The following is a 20,352-nucleotide window of genomic DNA, read 5'->3' on the forward strand; positions in this document are numbered from 1 at the left end:
GAAAGGAGACTCCTTATGTTAGCAGCTATATGGGCCCAAGATGAACAAGGGACGATTGGCAAAGAAAATCGTTTACCTTGGCATTTGCCGAATGATTTGAAATTTTTTAAACAAATGACAGAAAACAATACTATTGTTATGGGGAGAAAAACCTTTGAAGGTATGGGGAGTCGCCCGTTACCGAATCGTCAAACGATCGTTTTAACTACAGACAAAGAGTATCATGCAGATGGTGTTCTAGTTTACCATACCGTATCAGACGTTCTTGACTATGCAAAAACTTTTTCAGGGATTACATTTATTGCGGGTGGTTCAGCAGTTTACGAGAATTTTTTACCGCATTGTGATGTATTGTACCGTACAGTTATTCATCACTCATTTGAAGGTGATACGAAATTTCCGCCTGTTAATTGGAATGATTGGACCTTGATCAATTTAAGTGAAGGGGTACAAGATGAAGAGAATAGCTACGCGCATCAATTTGAAACCTATCAACGTAAAGTGTCTGTAGATTAAATTATTTTTCTATAATTTAACTGATTAGATAACAAAAAAACATACTTTTGAAAGTATGTTTTTTTGTTATCTAAATATGATTGCGGTATAATCCGACAACTTTTCCTAAAATACTTACATTATCTAAAATAATAGGATCTAAAGCATCGTTTTCTGGTTGTAAGCGAATATGATCTGTTTCTTTAAAAAATCGTTTGCAAGTAGCTTCATCTTCATCGGTCATCGCAATAACGATATCGCCATTAGATGCAGCGCTTTGCTTACGGACAATTACTTGGTCGCCATCTAATATACCTGCATTGATCATGCTTTCTCCTCTAATAGTTAGCATAAATAACGCATTTTCTTCTGCTTTTAAATCAGGAGGAAGAGGGAAAAAGTCAGAAGCTTCTTCTACAGCTAAGATAGGTTCACCAGCGGTAACAACACCTAACATTGGGATGACTGTAGGTCTTACACCTATTCTTTCTAAACCATCTGCAGTCAATTCGATTGCTCTTGGCTTTGTAGGGTCTCGTAAAATCATTCCTTTTTTCTCTAAACGTGCTAAATGTCCATGTACAGTAGAAGTTGAAGAAAGGTCCACTGCTTTTCCGATTTCTCTTACGGTCGGGGGATAGCCCTTAAGTTCAACTTGTTCGTATATATATTTTAATACTTCGATTTGTCTTGTGTCTGTACGTTTCACCAAAACCCGCACCTTCTTTCGATTTATATTTTTAGTGTACCATAGTTTTATACAGGAATCAAACAAGCGTTCGTGTTTTTTTGAAAAAGTCATTTTAGGATATTTTGAAAAAAACGTAATGGTGATTCATAGCCCATACCAGAAACAAACAGAGCTCTTTCCCTTTTTTATTAATAATATAGTTGTATTTTTTGTGTGCATCTTATAAGATAGACATGGAAAGTAAACTTGTATAATATTCATTATGTATTTTTAAGCTATCGAGCTTTACAGGCTAGCCTTTTGAAAAAAGAAATAGGGTTGTGGCCAAAAATGCTATCTTCAGTTTTTCCTATTTTATTATTAAGGTTGAACGAGCTTGTTCAGTTTTTAAAATTAAGGAGGCAACGATACATGTTATCATCAGAAAAAATGAACCGAATCAACGAACTTGCTAAAATGGCAAAAGAAAATGAGTTGACTGAGAAAGAAAAAGCAGAACAAAAAGTACTTCGTCAAGAATACCTAGCTGCTTTTCGTGGTGGTATGCGTCATCATATAGAGGGGATGAAAGTTGTTGATCCTAAAGGAAATGATGTTACGCCTGATAAATTGAAAGAGATTCAAAAAGCAAAAGGATTGCATAACAGAAAATAATTTTAGTTCTTTTTACTAAAAGTAATTGCTTTCATAAACAAAATACGATAAAATATAGTTAATAAAGGTAAAAAAAACCTAAATAGGAGATGATTTTTTTGTTCGACAACACTGATCAGTTAGGCGTCAATACAATTCGTACATTGAGTATCGAAGCGGTACAAAAAGCAAACTCAGGACATCCAGGATTACCAATGGGTGCTGCACCTATGGCTTACGCGCTTTGGACAAAACATTTGAAGGTAAACCCGAAAACATCAAGAAACTGGGTAGATAGAGACCGCTTTATTCTTTCTGCTGGTCATGGTTCTGCAATGCTTTATAGTTTACTTCACTTAGCAGGATACGGTGTAACGATGGACGATCTAAAAAATTTCCGTCAATGGGGGAGTAAAACACCGGGACATCCAGAAGTACATCATACAGATGGTGTTGAAGCAACGACTGGTCCTTTAGGTCAAGGAATCGCAATGGCTGTGGGGATGGCAATGGCTGAGGCACACACTGCAGCGACTTATAATCGCGATAGTTTCCCTGTAATCGATCATTACACCTACGCATTATGTGGTGATGGTGATTTGATGGAAGGTGTTTCCCAAGAAGCAAGCTCTATGGCTGGACACATGAAATTAGGCAAACTGATCGTGTTATACGATTCAAATGATATCTCTTTAGACGGCCCAACATCAAAAGCTTTCACTGAAAATGTTGGAGCTCGCTATGAAGCTTACGGTTGGCAGCATATCCTAGTGAAAGACGGGAATGATTTAGAAGAGATTTCTAACGCAATCGAAGCCGCAAAAGCTGAGTCAGATAAACCAACATTGATCGAAGTTAAAACAGTTATCGGTTATGGCGCTCCAAAAGAAGGAACTTCTTCTGTTCATGGCGCACCAATCGGAGCAGAAGGAATTACTGCCGCAAAAGCTGTTTACGGTTGGGAATATCCTGATTTTACGGTTCCAGAAGAAGTAGCTGCGCGCTTTAAAGAAACAATGGTAGAAGAAGGCGAAAAAGCTGAAGATAAATGGAATACTATGTTCGAAAACTATACGAAAGAACATCCTGAGTTAGCGAAGCAATTTAAACAAGCTTTCGCTGATGAACTTCCTGAAAATTGGGATAGCGAATTGCCAACTTATGAAGTGGGATCAAGTGCAGCTAGCCGTGTAACTAGCAAAGAAACGATTCAAGCGATTTCTAAATCTGTACCTGGATTCTGGGGAGGTTCAGCTGATTTATCTGCTTCAAATAATACAATGGTTGCAGCAGAAAAAGATTTTGAACCTGGACAATACGAAGGCCGTAATATTTGGTTTGGTGTTCGTGAGTTTGCTATGGCAGCCGCAATGAATGGGATTCAATTACACGGAGGAAGCCGTATTTATGGTGGAACATTCTTTGTTTTTACTGACTATTTACGTCCCGCGGTCCGTTTAGCAGCAATTCAAAACACTCCAGTCACATATGTATTGACACATGATTCTGTAGCGGTTGGTGAAGATGGGCCAACACATGAGCCTGTTGAGCAATTAGCAAGCATTCGCTGCATGCCTGGTGTACAAGTAATTCGTCCAGCTGACGGGAATGAAACTGTTGCCGCATGGAAAATTGCCATGACAACAAAAGATGCGCCGACGATTTTAGTTCTAAGTCGTCAAAACTTACCAGTTATTGAAGGCACTAAAGAAAACGCTGGAGAACTAGTTCAAAAAGGTGCGTATGTGATTTCTAAACAAAAAGGTGAAAAACCAGAAGGTATCTTGATTGCAACTGGTTCAGAAGTTAATTTAGCAATCGAAGCTCAAAAAGCATTAGCTGAACAAGGAAAAGATGTTTCAGTTGTTTCAATGCCAAGTTTTGATTTGTTTGAAAAACAAACAGCAGACTACAAAGATTCTGTCCTGCCCAAAGATGTAACGAAACGTGTAGCAATTGAAGCTGCTTCACCATTTGGTTGGGAACGTTACGTTGGAACTGCTGGTACAACCGTAACCATCAATCATTTTGGGGCCTCTGCTCCAGGAGATTTAGTCTTGAAAGAATTTGGTTTTACAGTTGAAAATGTTGTTTCAAAATATGATAGTTTATAATTAATTGCTATTAATATATATAAAAAGCAGAAATTCACGAAATGTGAGTCTCTGCTTTTTCTTTTTTATAATAAAATTGGAATCAAATTTTTAAATATACATTACTATGCTTTGAAGGAAAAAGAGTAGCAACTTTAGAAAAGGATGTTATATGAGATGCATTCAGCTCATACATTAACAATTTTCCGGATTGAAACATTAACGTTACTTATGTAACGTTAATGAAATGTATGGTAATTTTTTTTATTTATTAAAAAAAAATCCATAAATTAAGAGTAGAGGTATTTGTGTCAAAAAAATCAATTGAATCACATACACAATGTAAAATCAATAAAACAATTATAAAGCGATAAACAAAACAAAAATTTCAAAGGGATTACATGCATTTTAAAAATTCAAAATTCAAGAGTAAATAATTGTTTATAAAAAATTCTCCGAGTAGAATAAGCTTATGATGTTCTATTGAGGAGGAACAAATGAATGGACGAGATTAAAACAAGAAGTAGTAGGCACCAGCAACAAAATCTTAAAAAAAACCGTAAAAGGGTTGCATCTGTGATAGGAACTTCATTAGTATTTCTTCCAATCGCAGGAAATTTATTACCTCTAGGTGTTCAAGCGACAGAAGTGGAAACACAAGGAGCAATTTCACAACAAGCATTTATTGATTCAATTGGATATTCGGCTGCTTCAGTAGCGGACGTTAATGATTTATATGCGTCTGTCATGATCGCACAAGCATTATTAGAGAGTAGTTATGGTACTTCAGGTTTAGCGGCAGCGCCTAATTATAACTTATTTGGAGTAAAAGGAAGCTATGGCGGACAAAGTGTATACATGCCTACTTCAGAATACCTGAATGGTGAATGGGTAACGGTCACAGAACCTTTTAGAAGCTACCCTTCATACGCAGAATCGTTTCAAGATCATGCTAATGTTCTTAAAACGACTTTAGCTTCAAGCGGCAACTATCATTACTCAGGAGTTTGGAAAAGCAATACATCTAGTTATATGGATGCTACGGCAGCCTTAGCTGGGCGCTATGCGACAGATCCTAATTACGCAAGTAAATTAAATTGGTTGATTGAAGCATACGGTTTAACTGCCTACGACAGTGGAATTACTCAGTCAACAGTAACAAGTGATAATGCAGCCTCAACTCAATCAACGATTGGACAAAGTAGCGCTACGAATACTGTATCAACATACACCGTAGCATCAGGAGATACACTTTGGGGGATTTCTGAAAAATTCGGAATTTCAGTTGATCAGCTTATGGCTTCAAACGGCATAACAGCTGAATTGATTACAGTAGGTCAAGTACTACAAATTGCATAAGAAAAAGCTATCAACAAACAGTCATTCTAGTGACAGTTGTTGATAGCTTTATTTTTATCTTTTTCCCAAACGTAATTCTTCTAATCGTCTGTTACGATTTTTAGTTAGATCTTTAATTCTTGGTCTAGGCAGAATTGCTTCAGATGTTGTTGTTGAATCTCTTGTATGCGTTACTGGATCATTTAGGTCAAACTGTTGTAAATAGTCGATAACTTCACGAACAATTTGAGTTGGAGTAGAGGCGCCAGCCGTTACTGCTACTTGTTCAACGTCCACCAGCCAATTAGGATCAATTTGTGAAACATCAGAAATCCGATGAGCAGGAACACCTGCTTGCTCAATAGAAACCTGTGCTAAACGATTACTATTATTACTTTTTGGATCACCTACAACAATTGTTAAATCGCATCCTTGTGCTTGATTTACAACTGCTTCTTGGCGAACTTGAGTAGCCTTGCAGATGTCTTTATGAATGAGAACTTGAGGATATTTTTCCTGAATTGAATCCATTAGATCGCTTACATCCCATTGGCTCATGGTTGTTTGGTTGGTTACGAAAATTTTATCAGTGCTTAACGATAGACTGTCGATATCAGCCTGATTTGCAACTAAATGGACATGTTCTGGTGAAACACCTTGTGCTCCTTCTGGTTCAGGATGATTTTTTTTGCCGATATAAATAATTTCAAAGCCGTCCGTTACTTTTTCTGCAATCAGTTCGTGTGTAATCGTCACGTCAGGACAAGTTGCATCGATAACAGTTAACCCTTTTTCAATCGCTAATTTTTTCACTTTTGGTGAAGTTCCGTGTGCTGTAAAAATAACAGTTCCGTGATCTACTTGAGCTAAAATTTCTTCTCGATTTTCTCCATATAAAGTGTGGATTCCGATGCTTTCAAATGCATCTGTGACATGTTTATTATGAACGATCATTCCCAAAATGTAGATGGGACGTGGTAAATTCTCATCTAAAGATGCATTTCTGGCGATGACCATTGCATCAACAACACCATAACAATAGCCACGCGGACTAATATTTATAATTTTCATCAATAAATTAACTCCTATTTTTTCTGAATTTTATAGTCTTCTCTACTATACAGTATTTTTGTTAAATTTGTTTAAAGAGTGCGTATCAATTGATTAACAATAGCAAAATGATAGCCAGATAAGTTGATATAAGCTATTATAATTACAAGAAAGTTTTTACTTATAAGAATACTAAAATGGAGGAATGGATCATGACTCAAATTTTTAATTCAGTTACCGAATTGATAGGTAAGACACCAATTGTGAAACTAGGTCGTATTGTGCCGGATGGAGCAGCTGATGTTTTTGTAAAACTTGAATTTTTCAATCCAGGCGGAAGCGTTAAAGATCGAATCGCGTTAAGTATGATTGAAAAAGCTGAAAAAAATGGACAACTTAAAGCTGGTGATACGATTGTTGAACCAACGAGCGGAAATACCGGGATTGGTTTAGCAATGGTTGGTGCTGCAAAAGGCTACAAGGTTATTATAGTCATGCCGGATACAATGAGTATTGAACGCCGAAAACTAATGCAAGCATATGGTGCTGAATTGTTATTAACGCCAGGGACTGATGGAATGAAAGGTGCAATTGCCAAAGCTTCAGAACTATCAGAAAAAGACGGTTACTTTATGCCTATGCAGTTTGATAATCCTGCTAATCCTGAAGTACATGAAAAAACTACTGGAAAAGAAATTCAAGATGTTTTTGGTCCAGCTGGGTTGGATGCTTTTATTGCTGGAGTTGGAACTGGCGGAACAATAACCGGTGTTGGTAAAGAATTAAAAAGAGTTTATCCGAAAATTTCAATCGTTGCCGTTGAACCAACCGAATCACCAGTTTTAGAAGGTGGAACCCCAGGACCTCATAAAATCCAAGGAATCGGTGCTGGTTTTATTCCAAAGGTTTTAGATACTGAAGTATATGGGAAAGTCATTGCAGTACCTAGTGAAGATGCAATGGAAACGGCTCGACAATTAGCTGTAAAAGAGGGCTTATTGGTAGGGATATCTGCAGGTGCAGCAGTAGATGCTGCTATTCAAGTAGCTAAAGAGCTGGGTGCTGGGAAAAAAGTATTAACTGTTATTCCTGATAACGGTGAGAGATACCTTTCTACAGCCCTCTATAATTTTTCTGAATAATTCATCACTAAAAAAGGAAGCGCGGATTTGCGACTTCCTTTTTTAGTACACTAATTGACCAAAAAGTATGTAATAGTTTGAATGATTGCAGAAAATTGAGATAAACCCGATATTTCCTACGCTATTTATACAATTATTCTTGTCAAGATAGATTAGAAATAGTATCATTTAAGAAAGAAGACTGGGAGGGGAACCAAATGGACAATATATTGGTAAAAAATGCACTTGAAGAATTAAAAGAAGCCAATATTCGTATTACTCCTCAAAGATATGCGATTTTAGAATATCTAATTGAGAATCATAGCCATCCAACAGCAGATGAAATTTATCGTTCATTAGAAGATCGTTTTCCAAATATGAGTGTTGCGACTGTTTATAATAATTTACGTTTGTTTACTGACATTGGTTTTGTTCAAGAGATGAATTATGGCGACGCATCTAGTCGTTTTGATTTCAGTTCAAAAAAACATTATCATGCTATCTGTCAAAATTGTGGTAAAATCGTTGATTTCCATTATCCAGGGCTAGAGGATGTAGAGATGGCGGCAAGTAAATTGACTGGCTTCGAAATTAATGAACATAGATTAGAATTATATGGTTTGTGTCCGGATTGTCAAAAATCAAAAAAAGAGTGAAATGAGGGATAAAATGAAATCAATCCAAACAGATAAAGCGCCAAAAGCGATTGGACCATATGTACAAGGGAACATTGTTAATGGTTTATTATTTGCTTCAGGTCAAGTTCCTTTATGTCCTGAAACTGGAGAAGTTGTCGGTACTACAATAGAAGAACAAGCAGAACAAGTTCTTAAAAATATTGCAGCGATTTTAGAAGAAGTTGGAAGTGATTTTGATCATGTTGTCAAAACAACTTGCTTTTTAAAGAATATGAATGATTTTTCAACTTTTAATGAAGTTTATGCAAGAGCATTTACGAATCAATTGCCAGCTCGTTCGGCTGTAGAAGTAGCCCGTTTACCTAAAGATGTTCTTATTGAAATAGAAATTATTGCTGCAGTAAATGAATAGCAATTTATTTTCACAAGCTGAGAAATTAACGTTTCTCAGTTTTTTTTGCTTTAAAAACAGTTTTTTGATTCTTTTTGAAAGATGATCAGATGAAAAAAAGGTTAAAAATGGAAAAGTTTGTGAAAAAATAAGTTTATAGTTCACAAGCAAAGAACTCGAATATGCCTTTCTACTTTGTTATATTTTTAGTATACCAATAGATTCATAATCGATTTATTGGTGAAAAATTTAACTTGAAAGAAGGGATTTACAAAATGAAAGTCGTAGTCGTAGGATGTACGCATGCAGGAACAGCTGCAGTCAAAAGTATTTTAACAAATCACCCAAACGCGGAGGTAACCGTTTATGAACGAAATGATAATGTATCGTTTCTATCTTGCGGTATTGCTTTATACGTTGGAGGAGTAGTGAAGGAGGCTGACAGTTTATTCTATTCAAGTCCTGAAGAACTAGCGTCTCTAGGTGCTACAGTTAAAATGGAACATGAAGTCGAAACAATCGATGTTGATCATAAAACAGTTACTGCAAAAGATTTACACACAGGTATTGAAGAAACCGTTTCATATGATAAATTAGTGATGACCACGGGTTCTTGGCCAATCGTTCCTCCAATTAAAGGAATCGAAGCTGAAAACATTTTATTATGTAAAAACTTTAATCAAGCTAATGTAATCATTGAACGTGCTAAAGATGCGAAAAAAGTCGTAGTTGTAGGTGGAGGATACATTGGTATCGAGTTAGTAGAAGCCTTCGTGGAATCTGGTAAAGAAGTTACGTTGATCGATGGGTTAGACCGTATTTTAAATAAATATTTAGATAAACCATTCACGGATGTTTTAGAAAAAGAACTTGTAGATCGCGGAGTGACGCTAGCTTTAGGTGAAAACGTACAAGAATTCCAAGCTGACGCAAGCGGACATGTGAATAAAGTAATTACTCCTAGCCAAGAATTCAAAGCAGACATGGTAATCATGTGCGTTGGTTTCAGTCCGAATACTACTCTACTCAAAGATAAGGTTGATATGCTTCCAAATGGCGCTATAGTAGTAGATAAGTTTATGAGATCAAGTATCCCTGATATTCTTGCTGCTGGAGATAGTGCGGTTGTACACTATAATCCAAGCAATACAACAAATTATATTCCATTAGCAACAAATGCAGTTCGACAAGGAATGCTAGTTGGTTATAATTTATCGGAACCAAAATTAGCCTATCGCGGAACACAAGGAACTTCTGGGCTTTATCTATTTGGGTGGAAAATTGGATCAACAGGTGTAACATTAGAAAGTGCAAAAATGAACAACTTAGATGTGGCTGCAACCAATTTTGAAGACAATTATCGTCCGGAATTCATGCCAACGACTGAAAATGTTATGATGGAATTAGTCTACGAAAAAGGAACTAATCGTATCGTTGGTGGACAATTGATGTCTAAATATGACATTACTCAATCTGCTAATACTTTATCATTGGCTGTTCAAAATGAAATGACCGTTGAAGATCTTGCGTTATCGGATTTCTTCTTCCAACCACATTTTGATCGCCCTTGGAACTACTTAAACTTATTAGCACAAGCTGCATTGAAAGACATCGCCAAAAAATAATGAATACAAACTAGAGTTGAGTGTAAATTCAGCTCTAGTTTTTTAGCGTAAAAAGTGTAATTTTTTGCCTTTTTTGCATTTTTTTGAGATGCTTAATACGTTAGATTAGATGAGGGGTTAGAAAATGAAGAATAGAAATATAAAAGAATTGATGATTCGTTCCTTATATGCCTTAATTGGAGTAGCAATTTTAGCTTTTGGTGCTGCAACATTACGAATAGGTCAAGTAGGATTGGATCCTTATACGGCAGCAAATATTGGTATTGGTGGTGTCTTAGGCCTTTCATTAGGGGTATATCAGCTGATTATCAATATTATTATCTTAGGATTAGTCTTTATTTTTGGAAGAAAGTACATCGGGATTGGAACGGTGATCAATATGGTTCTTACAGGTTTCTTTATTGATTTTTATACGTGGATCTATACCACATTTTTCACAATCAAAATCAATCTGTTTTCTCAAGCTGTTCTACTTATTCTAGGTGTAGTCATCTTTACTTTCGGTGCCTCCTTTTATATGTCGGCTAAATTAGGAAACGCTCCATATGATGCCATCGCTCCGATCATTGTTGAACATACTAAAGCTCAATATCGTACGGTAAGAGTAATACAAGATGTCTTTTTTGTGATTTTAGCTTTTATTTTTGGTGGACCAGTTGGTATTGGTACTGTAATCAACGCGTTTTTCACAGGACCATTAATTGATTTTTGGAATAACAAAGTTAGTGAGCCAATAATCGAAAAAAGTGTTAAAATAAAATTGGGTCAATAAGAATGAATTGAAAAGATATATATAAAACAAAGCAATCAGATTGCTTTGTTTTTTTATTTGCTTTCGAAAGCCTATTTAAGGAAGTGAATTAATAAAAAAATGATAACGCTTACTTAATCTGTTGTTATGTTTTGAGTATTATTTAAATAATATGTGTAATGTAAAGATTCTCATTTTTATTTAAAAATACTTATTATAAAATTTAGTTTTAAATGCTGTTGCAAAGGGTTTTTAGTGCTTTTTTTCTTGGGAAATTGATTGGTGTTTTTATATTTTTAAAAAATAATGAGTATTTTCGATTCGTATTATTTCCAAAAATATTATAAAGGTTATAAAATCCATAGGTAGAAGCTTAATTAATTTTATGTTGCTCACGTTTTAAGAAAGGAGAGTGTCTATTTAGTTTTTGCGAGCTTCTAAGTTGTTCGTTGTGTGGTATCAGTTTGATTGCAAGAGGAGGATAATCATGAAAGATGATAAGAAAAAAAAGAAAAGCACTAGTAAGTCGAAGAAACAGAATAAATATCGTGCATTATCATTAGTGTTAACAAGTAGTCTAGTTATTGCACCATTGACTGTTCCCCTATCATTTTACTTACCAGGAGGAATTATTGCTTCCGCTGCTATATTAGATGCAGAAATTTTATCTAATATAACTAGTTCCAATGACAGTGGAACAACTACTGCAAATCGTTTAGCTGCAGACGGAGCTTCAAAAAATGTCAATTTTTCAATTTCTGGAAGTGAGCTAGTTGGTGGGTCTGTTATCACAAGCGGAACAAAGCAAGCAGTTTTAACTATTCCAAACGAATTAAATGGGCGCGTATCTACAAACGGAGAGGCACAAATCAATACAAATATTACACTAACGGTTGGAGATTTAACATTTCTTACTGGTACATTAAATGCAGTTAACAACTTATCTGATTTGTTAACTAATATTGTCGGGGGCTCCTTAGGAAGTTTAACTGGGGTTACACTAAATTTAACGGAAGTTAATCAAAAAATTGATGCTTTAAACAATCTTGAAAATTTTGGTAGCGCTGAATTCAATTCTACTGCAGTTCTTTCCCCTGATGGTAAGTATATTCAGGCTAATATAGATGATGGATTAGGATTAGTCTTAGCACAAAATGTTTCAACTTTGTTGCAAGATTTAAAAGCAGCGGTAGACGCATTAAATGCAACTGGTAGCGGAATCGCAAGTAATATTGTTGCAGCTGCAATTAATACAGCTTTACTTCCGGTCAAAGGAACAGTAGACACTGCCATTAATTTAGCGCTTCCTCTTGTTGATCTAGGCGGTGCAGGTGTCAATCAATTGGCTGATGCTTCAGTATTAGGGTCTACAACAATTAATATTCCGACAACGATCGTTAGCCCAACAAACTTATCGCAAAATCTAGATGCTAGATTTGTTGGTACAGTTGTAAAAGCAGATGCAATTGATGTAAGTTTGATCAATACTGCTAATGGAGTTTCTGATATTTATTACGCTGGAAGTGCAGTTATTGTAGCACCACCAGTCGTAACGAATACAACTGGAACTTCTGCAACGGGATACACTGTATTTGGGACAGCGACAGCAGGTGATACGATTACGATTAAAAATGCTAGTGGAACAACGATTGCATCAGGACCAGCAACTGGTGGGAATTTTGAAATCAGTATTCCACAAGGTTCTGCAACTGCAAATGAAGCATTGACAGCTACAGCATCCAATGGGGGTATTGATAGTACGCCAACAGCATTTACGACACCCGCAGATGCGGTAGTTGTAGCACCACCAGTCGTAACGAATACAACTGGAACTTCAACAACAGGTTATACTGTAACGGGTACAGCAACAGCAGGAAACACAGTTGATATTCGTAATAGTGGAGGGGCTGTTATTGGAACTGGAACCGTTGATGGTAGCGGTAATTTTAGTATCTCGATTCCACAAGGGCAAGCAACTGCAAATGAAAATTTAACTGCGATCGCTAAATCTGGTGTAGATGAGAGTACGCCGACAGCGTTTACAACACCAACAGATGCGATAGTCGTTGCACCACCAGTCGTAACGAATACAACTGGAACTTCAACAACAGGTTATACCGTAACGGGTACAGCAACAGCAGGAAATACTATTGATATTCGTAATGCTGGCGGAACCGTCATTGGAACAGGGACTGTGGATGGAACAGGAAATTTTAATATTACTATTCCACAGGGCCAAGCAACAGCTAGCGAACCATTAACTGCGATTGCGAAATCAGGATCAGACGAAAGTACTCCGACATCGTTTGTTACACCAGCAGATCCAATAGTCGTTGCAGCGCCAGTCGTAACAAACACAACTGGAACTTCAGCAATAGGACACACTGTAACCGGTACAGCAACAGCAGGAAACACAGTGGAAATTCGTAATACTGGTGGAACCACAATTGGTAGTGGAATTGCTGATGGTAGTGGTAACTTTACCATTGTGATTCCGCAAGGTTTGACGACTGCTAATGAATCATTGACTGCCGTGGCAAAAATCGGGGTAAACGAAAGTACACCTACACCGTTTACAACACCGGCAGATCCAGTGGTTATTGGCGCACCAACGGTTGACAATGTATCTGGTACCTCAACAACGGGCTATACCGTAACAGGTACAGCAACAGCGGGCAATACAGTTGAAGTTAAAAACACAGGTGGAACAGTGATTGGAACAGCAATCGCAGATCCAAGTGGGAACTATACAGTTACGATTCCAGTTGGCTCAGCAACGCCAAATCAACAATTGTCGGCAACAGCTAAAGATGCTGATGGAAATCAAAGTCCAGCAACGCCGTTCACAACACCAGCAGATCCAGTAGTCGTTACAGCACCAACTGTGACCAACGTGACTGGTACATCGACAACAGGCTATACCGTAACGGGTACAGCCACAGCAGGAAATACAGTTGAAATCAAAAACACAGGTGGAACAGTGATTGGAACCGCAATCACAGATTCCAGTGGAAACTATACAGTGACAATTCCAGCTGGATTAGCAACGCCAAGCCAACAATTATCTGCAGTAGCCAAAGATCCTGATGGCAACCAAAGTTCAGCAACACCATTTACAACACCGGCAGATCAAGTAGTGGTTCAAGCACCGACTGTCGATAGTGTAACTGGAACCTCAACAACAGGTTATACAGTGACAGGTACAGCACCAGCAGGAAGCACTGTTGAAGTTAAGAATACAGGTGGAACAGTGATTGGAACAGGTGTAGCAGATGGCAGTGGAAATTACACAGTGACAATTCCAGCTGGTTCAGCTACACCAAATGAACAATTAACTGCAACAGCTAAAGACTCTGATGGTAATACCAGTCCTGGAACATCTTTCACAACACCTACAGATCCAGTAGTTGTTACAGCACCAACAGTTGATAATGTGACTGGTACATCCGCGACCGGCTATACAGCGACAGGTACAGCACCAGTAGGGAGTACAGTTGAAATTAAAAATACAGGTGGCACAGTGATTGGAACTACGATTGCAGATCCGAGTGGAAACTATACAGTGACGATTCCAGCTGGATTAGCAACGCCAAACCAACAATTGTCGGCAACGGCTAAAGATGCGGATGGCAATCAAAGTCCAGCAACGCCGTTCACAACACCAGCAGATCCAGTAGTTGTTACAGCACCAACAGTTGATAATGTGACTGGTACATCCGCGACTGGCTATACAGTAACGGGTACGGCGACAGCGGGTAATACAGTTGAAGTTAAAAATACAGGCGGCACGATTATTGGAACAGCAGTAGCAGACCCAAGTGGCAACTATTCAGTTGCGATCCCAATCGGATCTGCAACGCCAAGCCAACAATTATCTGCAGTAGCAAAAGATCCTGATGGCAACCAAAGTCCAGCAACACCATTTACAACACCAGCAGATCCAGTAATTGTTCAAGCGCCAACTGTAGACAATGTAACAGGTACATCAACATCAGGCTATACAGTGACAGGTACAGCGCCAGCAGGAAGTACTGTAGAAATCAAAAATACAGGTGGTACTGTAATTGGAACAGGTGTGGCCGATGGTAGTGGAAATTACACAGTTACGATTCCAGCTGGATCAGCATCATCAAGCGAACAGTTAACTGCAACAGCCAAAGATGCAGATGGTAATACCAGTCCTGGGACAACGTTCACAACACCAGCGGATCCAGTGGCAGTTAGTGCACCAACAGTTGAAAACGTAACTGGAACTGGAGCAACAGGCTATACAGTAACAGGTAGTGCAACGGCAGGAAATACTATAGAAATCAAAAATACAGGCGGTACAATTATCGGAACCGCAATTGCAGATCCAAGTGGTAACTATACCGTTGTGATCCCAATTGGTTTAGCAACGCCAAGCCAACAATTATCTGCAGTAGCAAAAGACGCTGACGGCAACCAAAGTCCAGCTACAGCATTTACAACACCAGCAGATCCGGTAGTAGTCACAGCACCAACAGTTGATAGTGTAACCGGAACTGGAGCAACAGGTTATACTGTGACCGGTACGGCAACAGCAGGAAATACTGTTGAAGTTAAAAACACTGGTGGAACAGTGATTGGAACTACGATTGCAGATCCAAGTGGTAACTACATTGTTGTAATCCCGACTGGAGCGGCTACTCCAAATCAACAATTATCTGCAGTAGCTAAAGATGCAAACGGCAATCAAAGTCCAGCAACACCATTCACAACACCAGCAGACCCAGTAGTCGTTAGTGCGCCAACAGTTGATACTGTAACAGGTACATCAACAACTGGTTATACGATAAACGGAACTGCAACAGCAGGTAACAGAGTTGATGTGAAAAATACAGGTGGCACGATAATTGGAACAGCTGTAGTAAATGGTAGTGGGAATTACACAATTACAATTCCAGTAGGATCAGCACTACCGCTTCAACAATTCTCTGCTGTAGCTGTAGATGGAGATAATAATCAAAGTTCGGCAACACCATTTACAACACCGGCAGATCCAGTAATTGTTCAAGCACCAACTGTAGATAATGTAACAGGTACCTCAACAACAGGCTATACAGTAACAGGTACAGCACCAGTAGGAAGTACTGTAGAAGTCAAAAATACAGGTGGAACAGTGATTGGAACTGGTGTAGCAGATGGTAGTGGGAATTACACAGTTACGATTCCAGCTGGATCAGCAACACCGAATGAACAATTAACTGCAACAGCCAAAGATGCAGACGGAAACACAAGTCCTGGAACAGTCTTTACAACACCGTCAGATCCAGTAACGATTCAAGCACCTGTTGTTACTAGCGTAACTGGAACTTCTGCTACAGGCTATACGGTAGTTGGTACTGCAGTTGCAGGCGATACAGTTTCAATTAAAAAATTAAATGGCACAGTGATTGGTTCTGCTCAAGTAGATGGCAGCGGTAATTACTCTGTAGTGATTCCATCAGGATCAGCTAGTCAACTTGAACAATTGAGAGCAATCGATTCTGACGGTGCTGGGAATCAAAGCCCGGCAACTCCTTTTGTTACACCAGCTGACCCAGTAGTGGTAGCTGCACCAGTTATCACAAGTGTACTGGGTGATTCTCAAACTGGCTACACAGTGAAAGGGACAGCAACAGCAAACAATTCAGTATCACTAAGAACGTTAAGCGGAACTGAGGTAGGCGCTGGAGAGGTTGATAGCAATGGTGTATTCTCTATTTCATTAGATGCTCAAGAAGTAGAGCAACTGCAACAATTAAATGCAGTAGCGATAGATGACGCACTTAACTCAAGTTTACCAACACTATTCACAATCCCAGCAGATCCGTCTTCAAATGTTGAAGCACCAATCATTAACAATGTAACTGGAACGTCAAAAACTGGTTATATTGTAACTGGTAAAGCTACAGCAGGTAATAAAGTTAAAATTCGTAACGCTGCAGGAAGAATTATTGGTTCAGGCGTAGCAGATTTAAATGTCGGACAACTTGCATTAGATGGTGAATTCGCGATTGCTTTACCTGTAGGTTCAGCAACTGAGAATGAAGGATTGACGGCAACTGCTGAAAATAGTATTGGAGATGTTAGTACAGCCACTCCATTTAAGACGCCAGCTGATCCAACGTTTTTTGTTGCAACGCCGATAATCAACAGTGTGACTGGTAGCTCAACCACAGGTTATACGATCAAAGGGATTGCAACACCAGGAAACAGTGTAGAACTTCATAATGTAGTAGGAGAAGTGCTAGGTGCTGCCACAGCAAGCGAAAATGGTGGATTTGTTATCGAAATCCCTATAGGTTTTGCTGAACCAAAAGAACTAGTTTCAGCAATTGCAAAAGATAGCGATGGTAATCAAAGCGAACCAGCTAACTTCAAGCTTCCAGCTGACCCAGGCGACGGAAATGGGGGTAATAGCAATGGGACTGGTAATAGCGGTAACTTAGGTAACAATGGCAGCTCTGGCTTGAAAAACCTAAGTAGTTCAAACAAAAACCTTCCTAATAACGGTGAAATTGTTAGTAATTGGGGAATGTTAGGTGCTTTACTACTAGGAGCTTTTGCTTTCTTCACCTTCAAACGTAAAACTAAAAAAGAAGAAGAATAAAGTAATGAATTAATGTGTTAACGTTCTATAAGTGAAAAACATGAGGTGGGGCAAGTGTCCTGTCTCATGTTTTTTTGGATAAAAATACTAATAGTAAATTTCTGAAAAAATAATTAGATTTTCCTAAGAAAGAATCTTCCTTTCTCTACTTATTTATCGTAAAATGAAATTAGACAAAATGAAAGGGAGGATATACGCATGCCGATTCGTGTTCCAAAAGAATTACCCGCTATTAAAGTATTAGAAAAAGAGAAAATTTTTGTAATGGATGAAGATCGCGCTATGCATCAAGATATTCGTCCGTTAGAAATTTTAATCTTAAATTTGATGCCTAAAAAGGATGAAACAGAAGTCCAACTTTTGAGGTTACTTAGTAATACACCATTACAAATCAATGTTGAATTCTTGTATATGAGTAGTCATGAGGCGAAAAATACATCTAGTGATCATTTGAAACGTTTTTATTATCAATTTCAAGAAGTGAAAGAAAAGTTTTATGATGGTTTGATCATTACAGGAGCACCAATCGAGCAACTAGCATTTGAAGAAGTTGATTACTGGGAAGAATTGCAGGAAATTTTTAAGTGGTGTAAGTCACATGTGTTTTCAACATTTCATATTTGTTGGGGAGCGCAAGCCGGTCTTTATTATCATCATAATATTGATAAGTATTTACTAGAACAAAAATTAACAGGTGTATATGCTCATGATGTGTTGGCACCAACATGGAGTATTCTAAAAGGATTTGATGATACATTCTTTGCTCCTCATTCACGCTATACCGGTGTTAAAAGATGTGATGTAGATAAGACTGAAGAGTTAGAGGTTTTAGTCGAATCAAAAGAAGCCGGTCTTTTTTTAATTGGAAACAAAAATAATCGAGCTTTTTATGCAACAGGACACTTAGAATACGATCGTGAGACCTTACAGAAAGAATTTGAGCGAGATCAATTAAAAGGCATAAAGCCAAGATTACCTCAAAATTACTATCCGAATGATAACACAAAAGAGTTGCCACAATTACGTTGGCATATGGCTGCATCGTTGTTATTTTCTAATTGGTTAAACTATGCAGTTTATCAAAATACACCTTATGATTTATCTAAACTTCTTGAGGAATGAAAATAATAAATAGGGTACAGTTAAAACAAAGCGAAAATTTTGATTTGTTTTAACTATTTTTTTAAATACTTTCACCATTAAAATGCAAACGTTCCCTTTTAATTTCATTTCTATAATTTAGAGATGCATTCTTGTTCCTTTTTTTTACAAATAAACGTATTATAAGATGAAGGAAGGAGATTTTACTAGGAAAAACAAAGTAGAAAAACGATTAAAGATTCTAGATCAACTGCAAATAATGAAGTTATTTAATCTCTGTATAAAATAAAAATAAATAACTTAGTTAATTGCATTTAAGATTTAAAGAAGCAACCATTTTGAAGGCGCTTTAGGATTGCAGGATAATTGTGAGTCAATCGTAAACCAGCAATTATTACTTAATTAAAATAAATAAGCGTTAATTAACCATAGTTGGAGGAAAAATTATGAAAATACCTAAAAGATTTTTGAGTGGCCTGCTACTTTCAATGCTATTTCTTTTTTCTTTTGTGCCTGCTTTTGCACAGGAAATCGATGCAATTACTGCACCTACTGGAATAAAAGCAGTAATAGTAATCATTCCATTGATTTTAGTTTTAGTTTTATTATTTATGAAAGTGGATATGATCATTGCGGGATTTGTTGGTGGTGTTTTAGCGATGGTGATTGGTGGAATTGGTTTAGAGCAAGCCAACAAACAATTATTAGAAACAATCCCAATGATGCTTGGTATCACTGTACCGATCATCAATTCGGCAGTTGCGATGGCTGTATTTAAATCGGGTGGTTACTCGGCAGCTTTAACCCTTGCCAAAAGAGGGACAAAAGGAAAAGTTGAGTATGTTTCAGCATTTATCGTTATATTGTTAGCAGCAGCGACTTATATGTCTGGTATAGGTGGAGGTAGCGCTATGGTAATTGCCCCATTGGCATTTGTAGCAGTTGGTGCAGTCCCTGAGTTGATTGCAGCGATGTCACTTGCTGCAGCAGTTTCATTTACGACGTCACCAGCCTCGTTAGAATCTAGTATTGTATCTAAATTAGGAGATTTTAGTGTTGCTAAATATGTTTCGGATATGCGTCCGATTTGGCTAGTTTTTTGTGCTTTAGCGATTATTTTAGCTTTTTGGGGAACAAAACGTCGGAATATCGGTTTTAAAGAAAATAGTGATGATGAATATGCATCAATGAGTAATAAAGCTTTATTTAAATTGACGTTACCTGCGATTTTTTTACTTTTCGCTGTGATTTTTGGTCCAGTAGTGAATGATCTTGTTGGATTCCCATTATTGACACCATTAGTTTACATGGTTTTGACACTAGCATTAATTTTTATTTGTTCAGATTTCACGTTGAATCAGTCAGTAGAAGCAATGGTGGATGGTTCTACCTACATTTTAACTCGACTGTTCCAAGTAGGGATTTTTCTAGCGTTTATTAATATCATTGCTCAAACTGGAACCTTTGCTGTTATTGCAGGGATTGCTAGTTCCGCACCAACTTTGATCATGGTTCCTGTGGCAATTTTAACTGGAATCTTGATCGGTGTGCCTGCTGGCGCATACGTAGGTTCCGTTTTAACACTCGTTCTGCCTGTGGCCGTGTCTTTAGGATTTTCTTCTATCGAACTTGGTTTAGTAGCGGTTGGAGTAGGATTAGGCAGTCAAATGAGTTTTGTTAATATTACGATGCAAGCTCTATCCTCTGGCTTCCAAATTCCAATTTTAGAGGTTGTAAAAGGAAATGTGAAATGGATCAGTATCGCTTCTGTTATATTGATCGGGATTGGTTTCTTTATATAGATTAAATTGA

14 protein-coding genes are annotated in these 20,352 nt (G+C 37.7%); 12 read left to right on the forward strand and 2 right to left on the reverse strand.

The genetic code is table 11. The features are described from left to right. Positions 1 to 15 precede the first annotated feature (15 nt). Positions 16 to 516 (forward strand): dihydrofolate reductase, encoded by a 501-nt coding sequence (locus I583_RS06100; RefSeq protein ID WP_010761388.1) that lies wholly within the window; start codon positions 16 to 18, stop codon positions 514 to 516. 70 nt (positions 517 to 586) lie between these two features. Here I583_RS06100 and lexA read toward each other — a convergent pair whose 3' ends face one another. Beyond that, positions 587 to 1,207, reverse strand: a complete 621-nt coding sequence (gene lexA, locus I583_RS06105; RefSeq protein ID WP_034682734.1) for a transcriptional repressor LexA — start codon at positions 1,205 to 1,207, stop codon at positions 587 to 589. A gap of 390 nt (positions 1,208 to 1,597) precedes the next feature. Here lexA and I583_RS06110 point away from each other — a divergent pair, with 390 nt between their 5' ends. The 3 genes from I583_RS06110 to I583_RS06120 all read left to right on the forward strand — a co-directional run bounded on the left by I583_RS06110 (position 1,598) and on the right by I583_RS06120 (position 5,271). Beyond that, on the forward strand, positions 1,598 to 1,840 hold the full coding sequence (locus I583_RS06110) for a DUF896 family protein (protein ID WP_010761386.1): 243 nt from the start codon (positions 1,598 to 1,600) through the stop codon (positions 1,838 to 1,840). Positions 1,841 to 1,938: 98 nt separating this feature from the next. Next, entirely contained in the window at positions 1,939 to 3,933 is a 1,995-nt protein-coding gene (tkt, locus tag I583_RS06115) for a transketolase (protein WP_010761385.1), read from the forward strand. Positions 3,934 to 4,413: 480 nt separating this feature from the next. After that, positions 4,414 to 5,271: a glucosaminidase domain-containing protein gene (locus tag I583_RS06120; RefSeq protein WP_010761384.1), complete on the forward strand. Its 858-nt coding sequence runs from the start codon at positions 4,414 to 4,416 to the stop codon at positions 5,269 to 5,271. A 54-nt stretch (positions 5,272 to 5,325) separates the two neighbouring features. Here the strand turns inward: I583_RS06120 and I583_RS06125 are convergent, their stop codons facing one another. Then, positions 5,326 to 6,321, reverse strand: coding sequence for a 4-hydroxy-3-methylbut-2-enyl diphosphate reductase (locus I583_RS06125; protein WP_010761383.1), 996 nt, complete (start codon positions 6,319 to 6,321; stop codon positions 5,326 to 5,328). 191 nt (positions 6,322 to 6,512) lie between these two features. Between I583_RS06125 and cysK the strand changes: the two genes are divergently transcribed. The 8 genes from cysK to I583_RS06165 all read left to right on the forward strand — a co-directional run bounded on the left by cysK (position 6,513) and on the right by I583_RS06165 (position 20,342). Further along, positions 6,513 to 7,442 carry a cysteine synthase A gene (gene cysK / locus I583_RS06130; protein ID WP_010761382.1) on the forward strand — a complete coding sequence of 310 codons (930 nt, stop codon included), beginning with the start codon at positions 6,513 to 6,515 and terminating at the stop codon, positions 7,440 to 7,442. Positions 7,443 to 7,639: 197 nt separating this feature from the next. Next, positions 7,640 to 8,077: a peroxide-responsive transcriptional repressor PerR gene (perR, locus tag I583_RS06135; protein WP_010761381.1), complete on the forward strand. Its 438-nt coding sequence runs from the start codon at positions 7,640 to 7,642 to the stop codon at positions 8,075 to 8,077. Between the two features lie 13 nt (positions 8,078 to 8,090). Continuing rightward, entirely contained in the window at positions 8,091 to 8,471 is a 381-nt protein-coding gene (locus tag I583_RS06140) for a RidA family protein (RefSeq protein WP_010761380.1), read from the forward strand. A gap of 254 nt (positions 8,472 to 8,725) precedes the next feature. Then, positions 8,726 to 10,075: an NADH oxidase gene (locus I583_RS06145; RefSeq protein WP_010761379.1), complete on the forward strand. Its 1,350-nt coding sequence runs from the start codon at positions 8,726 to 8,728 to the stop codon at positions 10,073 to 10,075. A gap of 124 nt (positions 10,076 to 10,199) precedes the next feature. Further along, positions 10,200 to 10,847 carry a YczE/YyaS/YitT family protein gene (locus tag I583_RS06150; RefSeq protein ID WP_010761378.1) on the forward strand — a complete coding sequence of 216 codons (648 nt, stop codon included), beginning with the start codon at positions 10,200 to 10,202 and terminating at the stop codon, positions 10,845 to 10,847. 466 nt (positions 10,848 to 11,313) lie between these two features. Continuing rightward, positions 11,314 to 17,439 (forward strand): Ig-like domain-containing protein, encoded by a 6,126-nt coding sequence (locus I583_RS06155; protein ID WP_010761377.1) that lies wholly within the window; start codon positions 11,314 to 11,316, stop codon positions 17,437 to 17,439. Positions 17,440 to 17,637: 198 nt separating this feature from the next. Beyond that, positions 17,638 to 18,561, forward strand: coding sequence for a homoserine O-acetyltransferase MetA (metA, locus tag I583_RS06160; RefSeq protein WP_010761376.1), 924 nt, complete (start codon positions 17,638 to 17,640; stop codon positions 18,559 to 18,561). A gap of 425 nt (positions 18,562 to 18,986) precedes the next feature. Continuing rightward, entirely contained in the window at positions 18,987 to 20,342 is a 1,356-nt protein-coding gene (locus tag I583_RS06165; RefSeq protein ID WP_010761375.1) for a hypothetical protein, read from the forward strand. Positions 20,343 to 20,352 lie beyond the last annotated feature (10 nt).

It is taken from the genome of Enterococcus haemoperoxidus ATCC BAA-382, assembly GCF_000407165.1.
Classification (GTDB): domain Bacteria; phylum Bacillota; class Bacilli; order Lactobacillales; family Enterococcaceae; genus Enterococcus_L; species Enterococcus_L haemoperoxidus.